Below are 14,326 nucleotides of genomic sequence, written 5' to 3'. Positions count from 1 at the left end.
ATGGAACATCTTCTGAGTATCTTTGTTAAGTCCGTATTTATTGAAAATATGGCACTTTCTTTCTTCCTTGGTATGTGTACATTCCTTGCGGTGTCTAAGAAAGTTTCAACTGCTTTTGGTTTAGGTATTGCGGTAATTGTAGTACTTGGCATTGCAGTTCCAGCTAACCAATTAGTTTATACCCACGTATTAAAAGAGGGTGCATTAGTAGAAGGTGTGGATTTAAGCTTCTTAAACTTTATCACTTTCATCGGGGTTATTGCGGCACTTGTTCAAATTCTGGAAATGATTTTAGACAAGTTTTTCCCGGCACTTTATAGTGCATTAGGTATCTTCTTACCACTTATCACCGTAAACTGTGCGATTTTTGGTGGTGTATCGTTTATGGTACAACGTGAGTATAACTTTGTAGAATCTGTGGTTTATGGCGTAGGTGCAGGTACAGGCTGGATGTTAGCCATTGTTGCCCTTGCAGGTTTAACCGAGAAAATGAAATATTCCGACGTGCCGGCAGGCTTACGTGGTTTAGGTATTACCTTTATTACGGTAGGTTTAATGGCGTTAGGCTTTATGTCATTCTCAGGCATTCAATTATAAGGAGCATATCGTGGATAGTAATTTTATTTTCGGTATTATCGCATTTACGGCTCTGGTATTAGTGCTTGCGGTGATCATTCTTTTCGCTAAATCAAAATTAGTTGATTCAGGTGATATTACCATCTCAATCAACAACGATCCGGAAAAAGGCATTACGCTACCGGCTGGTGGAAAATTACTCGGTGCTTTAGCAAGTAAAGGGATTTTCGTTTCCTCAGCTTGTGGTGGCGGTGGCTCTTGTGGTCAATGTAAAGTGCAAGTGAAATCAGGCGGTGGTGAAATTCTTCCAACTGAGTTATCGCACATTTCTAAGAAAGAAGCGAAAGAAGGCTGGCGTTTAGCTTGTCAGGTAAACGTGAAATCTTCAATGGACGTTGAACTTCCGGAAGAGATCTTTGGTGTGAAAAAATGGGAATGTACCGTTATCTCAAACGATAACAAAGCAACCTTCATCAAAGAGCTTAAACTTCAAATTCCTGAAGGCGAAGAAGTACCGTTCCGTGCGGGTGGTTATATCCAAATTGAAGCTGAGCCTCATACTGTTCATTATAAAGACTTCGATATTCCAAAAGAGTACCATGAAGACTGGGATAAATTTGACTTATGGCGTTATACTTCAAAAGTGGACGAGCATATTATTCGTGCATACTCAATGGCTTCATATCCGGAAGAGAAAGGCATTATTATGCTTAACGTGCGTATTGCTACACCGCCACCACGCAATCCGGACGTACCGCCGGGTCAAATGTCTTCCTACATTTGGTCATTAAAACCGGGCGATAAAGTAACAATTTCAGGTCCATTCGGTGAGTTCTTCGCTAAAGATACCGATGCGGAAATGGTCTTTATTGGTGGTGGTGCAGGTATGGCACCAATGCGTTCACATATCTTCGACCAATTAAAACGTTTAAAATCTAAACGTAAAATGTCATTCTGGTATGGTGCTCGTTCAGAACGTGAAATGTTCTATGTGGAAGATTTTGATGGTCTTCAAGCAGAGAACGACAACTTCAAATGGTATGTGGCACTTTCTGATCCATTACCGGGCGACAGAGAAGATTACTTCCGTGGCTTTATTCATAACGTGCTTTATGAGAACTACCTCAAAAATCACGAAGCACCTGAAGACTGCGAATACTATATGTGTGGTCCACCGGTGATGAATGCTGCCGTAATCGGTATGCTGAAGAGCTTAGGTGTAGAAGACGAAAACATCTTATTAGATGACTTCGGTGGTTGATAAACCTTAACTTCTGACTACAAGCGGTCAAATTTGCAAAATTTTCTGCAAAATTGACCGCTTGATTTAATTTATATTATTAAGTTTTGGTAATTTAATAATGTGAATTTTAAGGGGAAGCAAATGGAACAACTGGATATTACGGCACTTGAAAATGCCTTCAATTCCCTTGAGAAAACGATTGTTAGTCTTGAGAATCAAGCGTGGTTTAACCGGCAAGAGGCAATTATTCAAGACACTTTGATTGCAGGAGCAATCCAAAAATTTGAATTTGTTTACGAATTGTCGATAAAAATGCTTAAGCGTCAGCTCAAACACATTGAATCAAATGACACTGATATTGATAGCACCGAGTTCCGTGATATTTTGCGAATGGCTGCTCAATATGGGCTGATTGAATCACCGGAAGCCTGGCTGGATTATCGCAAAATGCGAAATATTACCTCGCATACTTATGATCAAAATAAAGCACAGCAAGTGTATAACGGAATTTCAAACTTTCTGGAAAGTACGTATTTTTTAGTTAAACAGCTCCAAAAACGCAATAGCTATGATTGATTTAACTGAGTCACAACGCCAACAGGTGTTGGATATTTTCAAAAAATACTTGCCTGATACACCCGTTTGGGTTTTTGGCTCTCGCATTAAAGGCACAGCTAAAGCCTATTCGGATCTTGATTTAGCATTAATCACCAAACAACCGCTCACGATTCGGCAACAAACAGAGTTAGAGCTTGCGTTTACGGATTCTGACCTACCTTTCACAGTAGATCTGATTGACTGGGCAAGTTGCAACGAATCGTTTAAACAAATTATTTTACAGCGATATGAAGTGCTTATTTAATCGCTAAATATGCTATAATTTTCCCAATTTTTAACTTTTGTGATACCAATGAAAAAATTTTTTCTTCTTTTAATTGCTTTTTTTACTTTAAGTGCTTGTGAAAAAGCCCCTGAGCAAATTACGCTTTCAGGTAAAACAATGGGGACGACTTACACCGTAAAATATATTGATAATGGTGAAGTGAAAAATTTAATGTCGCCTGAAAAAATGCAAAGTCAGTTAGACGGCTTGTTGATTGAGGTGAATAATCAGATGTCCACCTACCAACAAGATTCGGAAATTAGCCGGTTTAATCAAACAAAACAGGCAAATCAAGCGGTCGAAATTTCGCAAGATTTTGCAAAAGTGGTACAAGAGGCAATCCGTTTGAATAAAGTCACCGAAGGGGCTTTAGATGTAACCGTTGGTCCATTGGTGAACTTGTGGGGGTTCGGGCCGGATAAACGCTTAAATAAAGTGCCGTCTGAGGAACAAATTGCAGAGCGTTCTGCTTATGTCGGCATTGATAAAATTTTGCTTGAAATGAGTAGTAAACCCAAGCTCACCAAGTCAGCAGCTAATCTTTATCTAGATTTATCGTCTATTGCAAAGGGTTTCGGTGTAGATAAATTAGCCGAGCATCTTGAAACTATAGGTGTGAGCAACTATTTAGTTGAAATTGGTGGCGAATTACGAGGCAAAGGAAAAAATTTACAAGGCTTAGATTGGCGGATTGCAATCGAGCAACCGGTAATGACACAAGGTCAAGCCGCACAAATTACCGTGCCGTTGCACAATTTGGCGATGGCAACTTCGGGCAATTATCGTAATTATTTTGAAGATGAAAAAGGCAACCGTCTTTCACATATTATCGACCCAAAACAGTTACGTCCGGTAAACCATAATTTAGCCTCTATCACCGTATTTGCCCCAACCACAATGACGGCAGACGGCTTATCAACCGGTTTATTTGTATTAGGAGCGGAAAAAGCATTAGCAGTGGCAGAGCGTGAAAAATTAGCGATCTTTTTAATTATTAAAAACGGCGACAAGTTTGGAACACAAATGTCAAGCGAATTTAACAAACTTATTCAATCACAATAATTGGAGTGAAAAATGGAAACTGTATTATTAACCTTTGGCTTTTTTGTAGCTGTAATTTTTGCGATGTCGATTGGTTTTATCGTTAAAGGTAAAACCATCAAAGGTAGCTGTGGCGGTATTACTGCCTTAGGTATGAAAAAAATGTGCGACTGCGAAGAACCTTGCGATAACCTAAAATCTAAAATCGCAGACGGCACAGCCGACCCTGAAGAAGTGGCACGTTTTAATAAAGAGCCACAATTTTATGAAGTGAAATAATATGAATAGAGATATTCGCTGGAAACAGCGGTTTGATAACTATAAAAAATCAGTAAGTTACCTTCAAGCAGAAGCAGAAAAATACGCTGATACCGACATTGATGTAATTAAAAAAGGAATTATCCAGAGTTTTGAGATTACACACGAGTTAGCGTGGAAGTTAATGCAAGATATTTTAAAATGGGAAGGTGAAGTTGATATTTATGGTTCAAAAACGGCTTCTCGTTTGGCTTTTAATCGTGGGCTAATCACTCAGGGCGAAGTTTGGCTAGAAATGATAAAAAGCCGCAATATAATAGTTCATACTTACGATGAAACTATTTTAACTGAAGAATTTAATAAAATTATCAAGGCGTATCTGCCTTTATTTATTGAATTTGAACAGCGAGTAGAAACACTATGCCAAACTTTGGACTAAGCGAACGAGCGACGAAAACTATTACCGATATTCTTGCGAAATACCCTGAAGTGGAGCAAGCAATTATCTATGGCTCGCGTGCTAAAGGTAATTATCGTGAAGGCTCAGATGTAGATCTTACTTTCAAAGGCAAAGATCTGACTTATGATATTGTAAAAAGAATCTGGGGTGATCTTGATGACTCAAGCTCACCTTATTTATTTGATCTTTCCATTTATGATAAACTCACAAATCCTAACTTTATTGAACATATTGATAGAGTAGGAAAAGTCTTTTACCAAATAGAACTCTAATTTCTTAATAGGCAAGCGGTTCATTTTGCAAAATTTTTTGCAAATTTCACCGCTTGTTGTTTTTATCACTAACCAATGTGCTTCGCCTTAACCGAAGTTACGGGAGAATTTATGTCAAATCTATTAATTTCAAACACTTATAACACCCATTTCCCGAAATTAACACCAGAGCAACTTGCTGAAAATGGCAAGAAAAAAGTCATTATTGGTATGTCCGGTGGGGTGGATTCCTCGGTTTCTGCTTTTATTCTTCAACAACAAGGCTACCAAGTGGAAGGCTTGTTTATGAAAAACTGGGAAGAAGATGATGATACCGATTATTGTACTGCCGCTGCCGATCTTGCCGATGCTCAAGCGGTTGCCGATAAACTGGGTATGAAACTGCATAAAATTAATTTTGCAGCGGAATATTGGGATAATGTATTTGAATATTTCTTGGCAGAATACAAGGCAGGAAGAACGCCAAATCCGGATATTTTGTGTAATAAAGAGATCAAATTTAAAGCCTTTTTGGAATATGCGGCAGAAGATCTTGGTGCGGATTATATTGCGACCGGGCATTACGTCCGCCGTACGAGCGATGATCAAGATGCGAAACTTTTGCGTGGCTTAGATGAAAACAAAGATCAGAGTTACTTTTTATATGCGTTAAATAAAAAGCAGATCGGGCAGAGTTTATTCCCAGTGGGTGAAATTGAGAAGCCGATTGTGCGAGCCATTGCCGAAGATCTAGGATTAGCAACCGCAAAGAAAAAAGATTCTACCGGCATTTGTTTTATCGGTGAGCGTAAATTTAAAGATTTCTTGGCACGTTTTCTGCCGGCTCAACCGGGGGAGATTCGCACCGTTGACGGCAAATTAGTCGGTCGCCACGATGGGCTGATGTATCACACGCTTGGGCAACGAAAAGGCTTAGGTATCGGCGGTGTGAAAGGGTTGAGTGAAGATCCGTTTTATGTGGTGGAGAAAGACTTAATTAATAATGTATTGATTGTAGCACAAGGACACGATAATTCAGCTCTGCTTTCAAGTGGCTTAATTGCGAAACAGCTCACTTGGGTGGATATGATGCCGTTGCGTGAAAATTTACGCTGCACGGTGAAAACCCGTTATCGTCAAGCAGATATTGCGTGTGAAATTCAAGTGATTGATGATGAAACTATTCGAGTGATGTTCGATGAACCGCAAATTGCCGTGACGCCGGGGCAGTCTGCCGTGTTTTACTTAGGTGAGGTTTGCTTAGGCGGTGGCATTATTGAGTCACAATTAAAATAGTTATAAATAAATATTGAAATATTTTGCATATTTATGCAAAATAGGCGAAAAGTTAAGGCGGTAAAACGCCTTTTTCATTTTGATCGATACAAAGAATAATATACAAGGAACAGACTATGGCACTTTGGGGTGGACGCTTTACACAACAAGCAGATGCAAAATTTAAATATTTTAATGATTCACTACGTTTTGATTACCGCTTGGCGATTCAAGATATTGAAGGCTCAATCGGCTGGGCAAAAGCGATTACTTCGGTAGGTATTTTAACGGCAGCAGAATTAGAACAACTAATCGCAGCGTTAAAAGAGGTGAGAGCAGAGGTGGAATCTAACCTCACGATTATCTTAAAAGATGATGCGGAAGATATTCACAGCTGGGTTGAATCCAAGCTGATTGAAAAAGTAGGCGATTTAGGTAAAAAATTACACACCGGGCGTAGCCGTAACGACCAAGTAGCGGTGGATATTAAAATGTGGTGCAAGGTGCAAGCGGTGGCATTGCAAGAGCGAATCCGAGCTTTGCAAGAACGTTTAGTTTCCGTTGCCGAAGAAAACCAAGAGTCGGTGATGCCGGGCTATACCCATTTACAACGGGCTCAGCCTGTGACCTTCGCCCATTGGTGTATGGCGTATTATGAAATGCTAGAACGGGATTTCAGCCGTTTGAGCGATGCTAATAAACGTATGAGCACTTGCCCGCTTGGTTCAGGGGCATTGGCTGGTACGGCTTACGGCATTGATCGTGACTTATTAGCCCGTGATTTAGGCTTTGAAGAAGCCACACGCAACAGTTTAGACAGCGTGTCAGATCGTGACCATATTTTAGAGCTGCTCTCTACTGCCTCGATCAGTATGATGCATCTCTCTCGCTTTGCTGAAGATTTAATCATTTTTAATAGTGGTGAATCAGGCTTTCTTGAAATGTCGGATCGTGTGACCTCAGGCTCATCACTTATGCCACAGAAGAAAAACCCTGATGCTTGTGAGCTGATTCGTGGGAAATCCGGTCGGGTATTTGGAGCATTAAACGGTTTATTAACTACACTCAAAGGGTTGCCACTTGCTTATAATAAAGATATGCAAGAGGACAAAGAGGGTATTTTTGATGCGTTGGAAACTTGGCAGGCTTGTTTAGAAATTGCAGAACTTGTACTGGTTGATATTCAAGTGAATACCGAACGCACCCGAGAAGCCGCTCAGCAAGGTTATGCGAATGCGACCGAGTTGGCAGATTATTTAGTGGCGAAAGGTGTGCCATTCCGTGAAGCTCACCATATTGTTGGTGAAGCGGTGGTTTACGCAATCAGCAAAAAAGAGCCACTTGAAGCATTAAGCATTAACGAATTCCAGCAATTCCATCATTCGATTGGCGATGATGTTTACCCAATTCTCTCGTTAGAATCTTGCTTAGAAAAACGTTGTGCCAAAGGTGGAGTGAACCCACAACGTGTGGCAGAGGCGATTGCGGCTGCAAAAGCCAATTTAGCTTCTAAGTAAAGCCAGATACAAGCGGTCATATTTTGCAAAAAAATTGAAAAATATGACCGCTTGCCGATTAAATTTTCAATTTTTTACGCATTAAGATTGCAAAATAGGCATTACCTCTTTAAACTTCCGAATAATTTTTGAATTTTATTTCTACTACTTTCTTTAAAGAGTTTTATATGACGGAATCAGTTAATTCTACTCAAGCTGGTACAGCACTTTCTTTAGGGCAACAATTAAAAGCGGCTCGTGAAGCGTTAAATCTTTCTATTACAGATGTTGCTCAAAAAACCAACTTAAAAAAATCACATATTGAATCACTTGAAAATGATATCTTTATTCTACAAAACGTTGCCCCAACTTTTGTGCGTGGCTATGTGCGTAATTATGTGAAATTTTTGCGTTTGCCTGAATCCCTTATTTCGAGCGTGAATTATGGTGAAGTCACTATTCCAAAAGAAGTCACTAAAGTTTCCTCAGTAAAACCCTCATCAAATTCACAAGGTAAAACCTTAAAGTATTTAACGGTATTAGTATTGCTTGCGGCATTAGGAATGACATTACTTTGGTGGTGGCAAGGGTATCAAAAAGAACAGGAAAATCGTGAGCAATTTGTTAGCTCTGCACCAGTTGCTGAAGTGACAAATACCACTACAAATAATAATGATGCTTCAGCACAAACTTCCGTGCCTGTTCAGCAACCTATTCAGGTTTCAGAGCAGCCCGCTCAAGCAGCAGAAACGGTAGTTGCAGCAGAACCGGCATTAACTGAAAAAGTAGAGCCTACACAAGCAGCATCATCACCTGTAACACAAGAAGATGTTAAAGTGGTAGAAGAAGTTAAACAAGCTGATGCCACCACTGCACAGGTTGAGGCAGTTAATGTTTTACAGCAATCTCAATCGGAACAAGCCCCTACAGAACAACCTGTTGCGGTAACGAATGATGAGCTTCGTATCGAAATTACCGGCTCACAAAGTTGGATTACAGTAAGAGGTGCTAAAAATAAACGTTTAGCAGAAAAATTATATAACAATGGTGAGACTTTAAGTTTCAATGAGAATGAGCAATATCGTTTAACCATTGGTGCGCCTGCCAATGTAAAAGTGTACTATAAAGGTCAAGAAGTACCATTGAAAATTGATGGGCGTGTAGCTCGTATTCGTTTACCGTTACAGTAAGCTTGATTTAACGATGAAACGCACGTAAAGCTAGCATTTAACGATAGCTGTCTTTACGAGCGTTTTCTGTTTTTATAAATTTTCACAATTAGCTAAAAATATGATACATCAATCACCTATTAAACGTCGGGTATCGAAGAAAATCTATGTGGGTAATGTGCCTGTAGGCGGCGATGCACCGATTACGGTTCAGTCAATGACCAACACCCGCACAACCGATGTGGAAGCCACCGTTGCTCAAATTAAATCGCTGGAACGGGTCGGGGCTGATATTGTGCGTGTGTCTGTGCCGACAATGGACGCAGCAGAAGCATTTAAAGCGATTAAGCAACAAGTGAATGTGCCATTGGTGGCGGATATCCACTTCGATTACCGCATTGCGTTGAAAGTTGCCGAATATGGGGTGGATTGTTTGCGGATTAACCCGGGCAATATCGGGAATGAAGAGCGGATCCGTACGGTGGTAGATTGTGCCAGAGATAAAAACATTCCGATCCGAATCGGGGTAAATGCCGGATCATTAGAGCGTGATTTGCAGGAAAAATATGGCGAGCCGACACCACAGGCATTATTAGAATCGGCATTACGCCACGTTGAACACTTAGATCGCCTTAACTTTGATCAATTCAAAGTCAGCGTGAAAGCCTCAGATGTATTTCTAGCGGTTGAATCTTACCGACTTCTTGCAAAACAGATTGATCAGCCCCTGCATTTAGGTATTACTGAAGCAGGTGGTGCGAGAGCCGGTTCGGTGAAATCGGCGGTAGGCTTAGGTCTGCTGCTGTCGGAAGGGATTGGTGATACCTTGCGTGTGTCATTAGCGGCTGATCCTGTTGAAGAGGTGAAAGTCGGTTTTGATATTTTGAAATCGTTGCGTATTCGCTCTCGTGGGATCAACTTTATTGCTTGCCCAACCTGCTCCCGCCAAGAAATTGATGTAATTGCGACGGTAAACGAGCTAGAGCAACGTTTAGAAGACATTATCACACCAATGGACGTTTCGATTATCGGCTGTGTGGTAAACGGGCCGGGGGAAGCGTTGGTGTCTGATTTAGGGGTAACCGGCAGCAATAAAATGAGCGGCTTTTATTTAGATGGCGTTCGTCAAAAAGAGCGTTTTGACAACGCAAAATTAATCGACCAATTAGAAGCTAAAATTCGTGCCAGAGTTGCACAACAACATAATCGTATAGATATTGAACAAATAGGATAAATATAGTGGCAAAAACAATTCAAGCAATTCGAGGAATGAACGACTGCTCACCAAGTGAGTCTCCATTATGGCAATGGGTTGAACAGAAAGTGCGTAATGTGCTGGCAAGTTACGGCTATTCGGAAGTGCGTATGCCGATTGTAGAAAGCACCCCGTTATTTGCCCGTGCCATTGGCGAAGTAACCGATGTGGTTTCAAAAGAGATGTACACGTTCTGGGATAACGATGAGCAATTAACGCTCCGTCCGGAAGGTACAGCCGGTTGTGTGCGTGCAGCGATTGAGCGTGGTTGGATCTACAATAATGAGCAACGCTTATGGTATATGGGGCCGATGTTCCGCCACGAACGTCCACAGAAAGGGCGTTACCGCCAATTCCACCAAGCCGGTGTTGAAGTGTTTGGCATTGCAAATCCGGAAATTGATGCGGAGTTGATTATTCTCACTGCACGCCTATGGAAAGAGTTAGGTATCGACCAACACGTTTCTTTGCAACTTAACTCTATCGGCTCGTTAGAAGCTCGTGCAAATTATCGCTCAGCATTAGTAAAATTTTTAGAAAATCACACCGCTTTAATGAGCGAAGAAGAGAAAGAGCGTTTGGTGAAAAACCCACTGCGGATTTTAGATACCAAAAACGAAGCACTACAAAATGTATTAAACGATGCCCCAAAACTGCTTGATTATTTAGATGATGACAGCCGTGAGCATTTTACCCAGCTTTGTGCCTTACTTGATGCAATGGGAATCCGTTACGAAGTCAATCCAAAATTGGTGCGTGGTTTAGACTATTACAATAAAACCGTGTTTGAATGGGTCACTTCAGCTTTAGGCTCACAAGGCACAGTCTGTGGCGGTGGGCGTTATGACGGCTTAGTCGAACAACTCGGCGGACACGCAACCCAAGGCGTTGGCTTTGCAATGGGCTTAGAGCGTTTAGTGCTGTTGGTACAAGAGGTGAATAAAGAGATTGATTTACCAAAAACGGTGGATGTGTATATCGTATTCTCCGGTGAAGGGGCAACACTAAATGCCTTCCAACTTGCAGAGCAGATTCGTAGCGAATTGCCACACGTTGGCGTAATGACACACTGTTCCGGTGGTAAATTCCAAAAACAATTTAAACGTGCAGATAAAGTAGAAGCCCAAATTGCGTTAGTGATTGGTGAAAGTGAAGTGGCTGAAAAGCAAGTTGTTATCAAAGATTTACGTTCAGGAGCAGAACAAATCACGATTGCTCAATCAGAGCTGATTGCTGAGCTATCTAAACGATTTTAGGAGAAAAAGATGAGTAACGAATATTTAAATAAAACCGAAGAACAGCAATTTGAAGATGCCAAAAATTGGTTTAAAGAGAACGGCACACCGATTTTGGTGGCGATTATTTTGGCCTCTGCTGCAAGTCTGGGCTGGAATTTCTGGAAAAACCATCAGCTTGAAACCGCACAAAAAACCTCTGCTTCATACCAAAGTGTAATGGAGAGTTATTTGCAAAATCCAAGCAAAAATCAACCGCTTGTCGAGAAATTTATTGCGGATAATAAAGATTCAAGCTATGCCGCTTTTGCCCAATTTGAAACGGCTAAACAAGCGGTCGAAAAAGGTGATTTTTCTGCGGCTAAAACAGCGTTACAGTCAGTTTTGACTCATTCAGATTCAACCTTACAATCTATCGCCCGTTTTCGTTTGGCTCAAATTGACTTCCAACTAAAATCTTACGATGAAGCATTGGCAGGTCTGGCTCAAATTCAAGATAAAGCGTGGGAATTGCGTAAGCAAATTCTAACAGGCGATATTCTTGCCGCAAAAGGCGATATTCCTGCGGCGAAAAGTGCTTATGAGCAAGCTAAAACGACCGCAGCTCCTCAGGAACAGACCTTAATTGATGTACGTTTGAATAACTTATAAAAACAAAGCCTGATTGAAATAAAATCAATCAGGCTTTTTTGTTGGTTTAGTGTTGCGTGAATTATAAACGCATCGGCATAATCACATATTCGGCAGAGCTATTGTCGCAATCTTCAATTAAACAACTTGAGCTTGAATCCACTAAGCTAAAACGCACACGTTGGCATTTTAAGGTATTTAGCACATCTAATACATAGCTAACATTAAAGCCGACTTCCATTTCCGGGCTGTCGTAGGCAACATCAATGATCTCTTCTGCCTCTTCTTGCTCCGGGTTGTTGGCGGTAATTTTGAGTAAATTATTGCTTAAGGTTAAACGCACGCCTCTAAATTTCTCATTAGAAAGAATTGCCGCACGCATCAATGCTCGTTTGAGGGTTTCGGTTTCCGCTTCTAAAATACGGTCTGCATTGCGAGGTAGAACTCGGCGGTAGTCTGGGAATCTGCCGTCAATCAGTTTAGAGGTAAACACAATGCCGTTCATTGTAATACGGATATTGCTTGAACCGATTTCCAAACGCACGGTTTCATCGTTACTGGAAACCAAGCGGGAAAGTTCAAGCACGGCTTTGCGTGGCACGATAACCGAATGGGTCAAAAGCTCTTGATTTAGCACCATTGTGCAAACCGCTAAACGGTGTCCGTCTGTCGCAACGGTGCGTAATAAATTGCCTTCGGTTTCAAATTTCATTCCGTTTAAGAAATAGCGGGCATCTTGGTTCGCCATTGAGAATTGGGTGGCATCAATCAGACGGGCAAGGGTAGATTGATCGATGGAGAAATCCACTTCCGGTTTCCAATCCATCAAATTTGGGTAATCACTTGCCGGCAATGTAGCTAAGCTAAATTTACTACGCCCTGCTTTGATAATGGCTTTATCTTCTTCAAATTGTACCGAAATCACGCTGTCATCAGGTAGGCTTTTGCTGATGTCTAAAAATTTTTTCGCCGGAATGGTAAATTTTCCGGCAAAATCGACCGCTTGTAGCAGTTGTGCTTGGGTGGTTAATTCCACTTCTAAGTCGGTACCGGTTAAAGATAGACGATTACCTTCAATTTCTAATAAAAGATTGTTAATAACAGGCAAAGTCGGACGGCTACTTAATACGCCACACACCTGTTGTAAAGGCTTAAGTAATTGTTCTCTGGTAATGGTAATTTGCATAATCATTCCTTCATCGGGCTAAGATGATAATTTGCGTGTTAAATGGATATAATCTTCTTGGATACCGCTTTCGGTATCGCGTAATTCATTAATGGTTTTGCAGGCGTGCATCACGGTAGTATGATCCCGACCGCCAAATTCCCGACCAATTTCCGGCAAGCTATGGTTGGTTAGCTCTTTTGCCAGTGCCATTGCCATTTGGCGAGGACGGGCAATGCTTCTTGCCCGACTTTTCGATTTAATATCGGCAACTTTTATGCCGTAATATTCGGCTACAATGCGTTGAATATTTTCAATCGTAATCAAGTAATCAAAAGAGGCAAACAGATCTTGCAAGGTTTCACGCACCGCATCAACCGTAATTGGGCGAAGGGTCAATTTTTGCCACGCAATTACACGGTTTAATGCGCCCTCCAATTCCCGCACGTTGGTTCGAAGTTTTTGCCCCATTAAATAGGCGGCATCTTCTTGCAAATCTGCTCCACGTTCTAAGGCTTTTTGGCGAAGAATTGCCACTCGGGTTTCCAATTCAGGTGGCTCAATGGTCGCACTAATACCGCCGCTTAAACGGGATTTAATCGCCGTGTCGATTTTATCAATGTTTTTCGGTAGCACATCGGAGGTTAAAATAATCTGTTTGCGTTGTTCAAACAGCGAATTCAACAGATGTAAAAATTCTTCTTGCACTTTCGGTTTATTGGCAAGAAATTGAATATCATCAATCATTAACACATCAAGCGAGCGGTAGAATTTTTTGATTTTTTCCGCATCGTTGTTGGAACTGTTGATCGCCTTAATAATATCACGATAAAAACGTTCCAAGTGAATATATAGCACCCGAGTACCCGGTGTGCGTTTAACTAATTCATTGCCGATAGCGTGCAATAAGTGGGTTTTTCCTAAACCGGTGCCGGCATAAAACGAGAGTGGATTGCAATGGCTTTCGCCTAAATTATCCACCACTTGTTGAGCCACTAATTTAGCTAATTGGTTTGAGCGACCTTGTACAAAATTATCAAAGGTTTGATTTGGATTTAGCCCGGTTTTAAAGCCGGTATTGCTGAATTCTGAACTCTCGTTTTTTAGAGTTGGGCTGACCTTTGGCTGCTCTGTCGGTTTAATCCCAACTTTTAACGTCACCACCAAATTATCATTTTTCGCCAAAAAACGGGCAAGCTCGATAATCTCTGATAAAAATTTATCTTTTACCCAGTTTTCAACAAATTGATTTTGTGCATAAAGTGTGAGTTCCCCATTCTCAGAACTCGCTTGCAGAGGACGCAACCAAGTGCTGTAATCGGTTGGTGAGACTTTCGTTTGTAAGTGATTAAGGCAATCAGACCAAAGGGAAGACACAATTTGCTCCAA

General features: G+C 41.1%; 16 protein-coding genes. 14 read left to right on the top strand and 2 right to left on the bottom strand.

Annotated features, from left to right (window positions below; all coding sequences use genetic code 11):
* From nqrE to ACJ7Z2_RS00015, 14 genes are all read left to right on the top strand, one after another.
* Positions 1 to 597: an NADH:ubiquinone reductase (Na(+)-transporting) subunit E gene (nqrE, locus tag ACJ7Z2_RS00080; protein WP_020824243.1), complete on the top strand. Its 597-nt coding sequence runs from the start codon at positions 1 to 3 to the stop codon at positions 595 to 597.
* Between the two features lie 10 nt (positions 598 to 607).
* Positions 608 to 1,837 carry an NADH:ubiquinone reductase (Na(+)-transporting) subunit F gene (nqrF, locus tag ACJ7Z2_RS00075; protein ID WP_006250393.1) on the top strand — a complete coding sequence of 410 codons (1,230 nt, stop codon included), beginning with the start codon at positions 608 to 610 and terminating at the stop codon, positions 1,835 to 1,837.
* A gap of 123 nt (positions 1,838 to 1,960) precedes the next feature.
* Entirely contained in the window at positions 1,961 to 2,395 is a 435-nt protein-coding gene (locus ACJ7Z2_RS00070; protein WP_409500381.1) for a nucleotidyltransferase substrate binding protein, read from the top strand.
* Positions 2,388 to 2,681, top strand: coding sequence for a nucleotidyltransferase family protein (locus ACJ7Z2_RS00065; RefSeq protein ID WP_006250395.1), 294 nt, complete (start codon positions 2,388 to 2,390; stop codon positions 2,679 to 2,681). Before ACJ7Z2_RS00070 ends, ACJ7Z2_RS00065 begins: the two co-directional genes overlap by 8 nt.
* A gap of 48 nt (positions 2,682 to 2,729) precedes the next feature.
* Positions 2,730 to 3,764, top strand: coding sequence for an FAD:protein FMN transferase (locus ACJ7Z2_RS00060; protein WP_409500380.1), 1,035 nt, complete (start codon positions 2,730 to 2,732; stop codon positions 3,762 to 3,764).
* A 12-nt stretch (positions 3,765 to 3,776) separates the two neighbouring features.
* Entirely contained in the window at positions 3,777 to 4,022 is a 246-nt protein-coding gene (nqrM, locus tag ACJ7Z2_RS00055; protein ID WP_006250397.1) for a (Na+)-NQR maturation NqrM, read from the top strand.
* 1 nt (position 4,023) lies between these two features.
* Positions 4,024 to 4,440, top strand: coding sequence for a nucleotidyltransferase substrate binding protein (locus tag ACJ7Z2_RS00050; RefSeq protein ID WP_126301028.1), 417 nt, complete (start codon positions 4,024 to 4,026; stop codon positions 4,438 to 4,440).
* Positions 4,422 to 4,733 carry a nucleotidyltransferase domain-containing protein gene (locus ACJ7Z2_RS00045; protein WP_126301027.1) on the top strand — a complete coding sequence of 104 codons (312 nt, stop codon included), beginning with the start codon at positions 4,422 to 4,424 and terminating at the stop codon, positions 4,731 to 4,733. Before ACJ7Z2_RS00050 ends, ACJ7Z2_RS00045 begins: the two co-directional genes overlap by 19 nt.
* A 111-nt stretch (positions 4,734 to 4,844) precedes the next feature.
* A complete protein-coding gene (gene mnmA, locus ACJ7Z2_RS00040) occupies positions 4,845 to 6,008 on the top strand; it encodes a tRNA 2-thiouridine(34) synthase MnmA (protein ID WP_409500379.1) in 1,164 nt (387 codons plus the stop codon).
* Between the two features lie 116 nt (positions 6,009 to 6,124).
* Positions 6,125 to 7,504: an argininosuccinate lyase gene (gene argH / locus ACJ7Z2_RS00035; RefSeq protein ID WP_409500378.1), complete on the top strand. Its 1,380-nt coding sequence runs from the start codon at positions 6,125 to 6,127 to the stop codon at positions 7,502 to 7,504.
* Positions 7,505 to 7,671: 167 nt separating this feature from the next.
* The gene (locus ACJ7Z2_RS00030; protein WP_409500377.1) at positions 7,672 to 8,673 is read left to right on the top strand and encodes a RodZ domain-containing protein; all 1,002 of its coding nucleotides are present in this window, start codon (positions 7,672 to 7,674) and stop codon (positions 8,671 to 8,673) included.
* Positions 8,674 to 8,773: 100 nt separating this feature from the next.
* Complete coding sequence (gene ispG, locus ACJ7Z2_RS00025) at positions 8,774 to 9,886, top strand: flavodoxin-dependent (E)-4-hydroxy-3-methylbut-2-enyl-diphosphate synthase (protein ID WP_409500376.1); 1,113 nt, start codon at positions 8,774 to 8,776, stop codon at positions 9,884 to 9,886.
* Between the two features lie 5 nt (positions 9,887 to 9,891).
* Positions 9,892 to 11,163 carry a histidine--tRNA ligase gene (gene hisS / locus ACJ7Z2_RS00020; RefSeq protein ID WP_409500375.1) on the top strand — a complete coding sequence of 424 codons (1,272 nt, stop codon included), beginning with the start codon at positions 9,892 to 9,894 and terminating at the stop codon, positions 11,161 to 11,163.
* Between the two features lie 9 nt (positions 11,164 to 11,172).
* Positions 11,173 to 11,793, top strand: coding sequence for a YfgM family protein (locus ACJ7Z2_RS00015; RefSeq protein ID WP_409500374.1), 621 nt, complete (start codon positions 11,173 to 11,175; stop codon positions 11,791 to 11,793).
* Positions 11,794 to 11,854: 61 nt separating this feature from the next.
* Here the strand turns inward: ACJ7Z2_RS00015 and dnaN are convergent, their stop codons facing one another.
* Together dnaN and dnaA are read right to left on the bottom strand one after the other, a co-directional pair.
* Entirely contained in the window at positions 11,855 to 12,958 is a 1,104-nt protein-coding gene (gene dnaN / locus ACJ7Z2_RS00010; RefSeq protein ID WP_126301020.1) for a DNA polymerase III subunit beta, read from the bottom strand.
* 18 nt (positions 12,959 to 12,976) lie between these two features.
* Positions 12,977 to 14,326, bottom strand: coding sequence for a chromosomal replication initiator protein DnaA (dnaA, locus tag ACJ7Z2_RS00005; protein ID WP_409500373.1), 1,350 nt, complete (start codon positions 14,324 to 14,326; stop codon positions 12,977 to 12,979).

Origin of the sequence: Mannheimia glucosida, from assembly GCF_046267875.1 — a bacterium.
GTDB classification, from domain to species: Bacteria; Pseudomonadota; Gammaproteobacteria; order Enterobacterales; family Pasteurellaceae; genus Mannheimia; species Mannheimia glucosida.
Note: the sequence above shows the minus strand (reverse complement) of the source record. Positions and strands in the feature narration are given on the sequence as shown.

Excerpts from the sequence above, each read along its gene's own strand:
- nqrE (WP_020824243.1), top strand. The coding sequence starts at position 1 with ATGGAACATCTTCTGAGTATCTTTGTTAAGTCCGTATTTATTGAAAAT.
- ACJ7Z2_RS00070 (WP_409500381.1), top strand. The coding sequence starts at position 1,961 with ATGGAACAACTGGATATTACGGCACTTGAAAATGCCTTCAATTCCCTT.
- ACJ7Z2_RS00065 (WP_006250395.1), top strand. The coding sequence starts at position 2,388 with ATGATTGATTTAACTGAGTCACAACGCCAACAGGTGTTGGATATTTTC.
- ACJ7Z2_RS00060 (WP_409500380.1), top strand. The coding sequence starts at position 2,730 with ATGAAAAAATTTTTTCTTCTTTTAATTGCTTTTTTTACTTTAAGTGCT.
- nqrM (WP_006250397.1), top strand. The coding sequence starts at position 3,777 with ATGGAAACTGTATTATTAACCTTTGGCTTTTTTGTAGCTGTAATTTTT.
- ACJ7Z2_RS00050 (WP_126301028.1), top strand. The coding sequence starts at position 4,024 with ATGAATAGAGATATTCGCTGGAAACAGCGGTTTGATAACTATAAAAAA.
- ACJ7Z2_RS00045 (WP_126301027.1), top strand. The coding sequence starts at position 4,422 with ATGCCAAACTTTGGACTAAGCGAACGAGCGACGAAAACTATTACCGAT.
- mnmA (WP_409500379.1), top strand. The coding sequence starts at position 4,845 with ATGTCAAATCTATTAATTTCAAACACTTATAACACCCATTTCCCGAAA.
- argH (WP_409500378.1), top strand. The coding sequence starts at position 6,125 with ATGGCACTTTGGGGTGGACGCTTTACACAACAAGCAGATGCAAAATTT.
- ACJ7Z2_RS00030 (WP_409500377.1), top strand. The coding sequence starts at position 7,672 with ATGACGGAATCAGTTAATTCTACTCAAGCTGGTACAGCACTTTCTTTA.
- ispG (WP_409500376.1), top strand. The coding sequence starts at position 8,774 with ATGATACATCAATCACCTATTAAACGTCGGGTATCGAAGAAAATCTAT.
- ACJ7Z2_RS00015 (WP_409500374.1), top strand. The coding sequence starts at position 11,173 with ATGAGTAACGAATATTTAAATAAAACCGAAGAACAGCAATTTGAAGAT.
- dnaN (WP_126301020.1), bottom strand. The coding sequence starts at position 12,958 with ATGCAAATTACCATTACCAGAGAACAATTACTTAAGCCTTTACAACAG.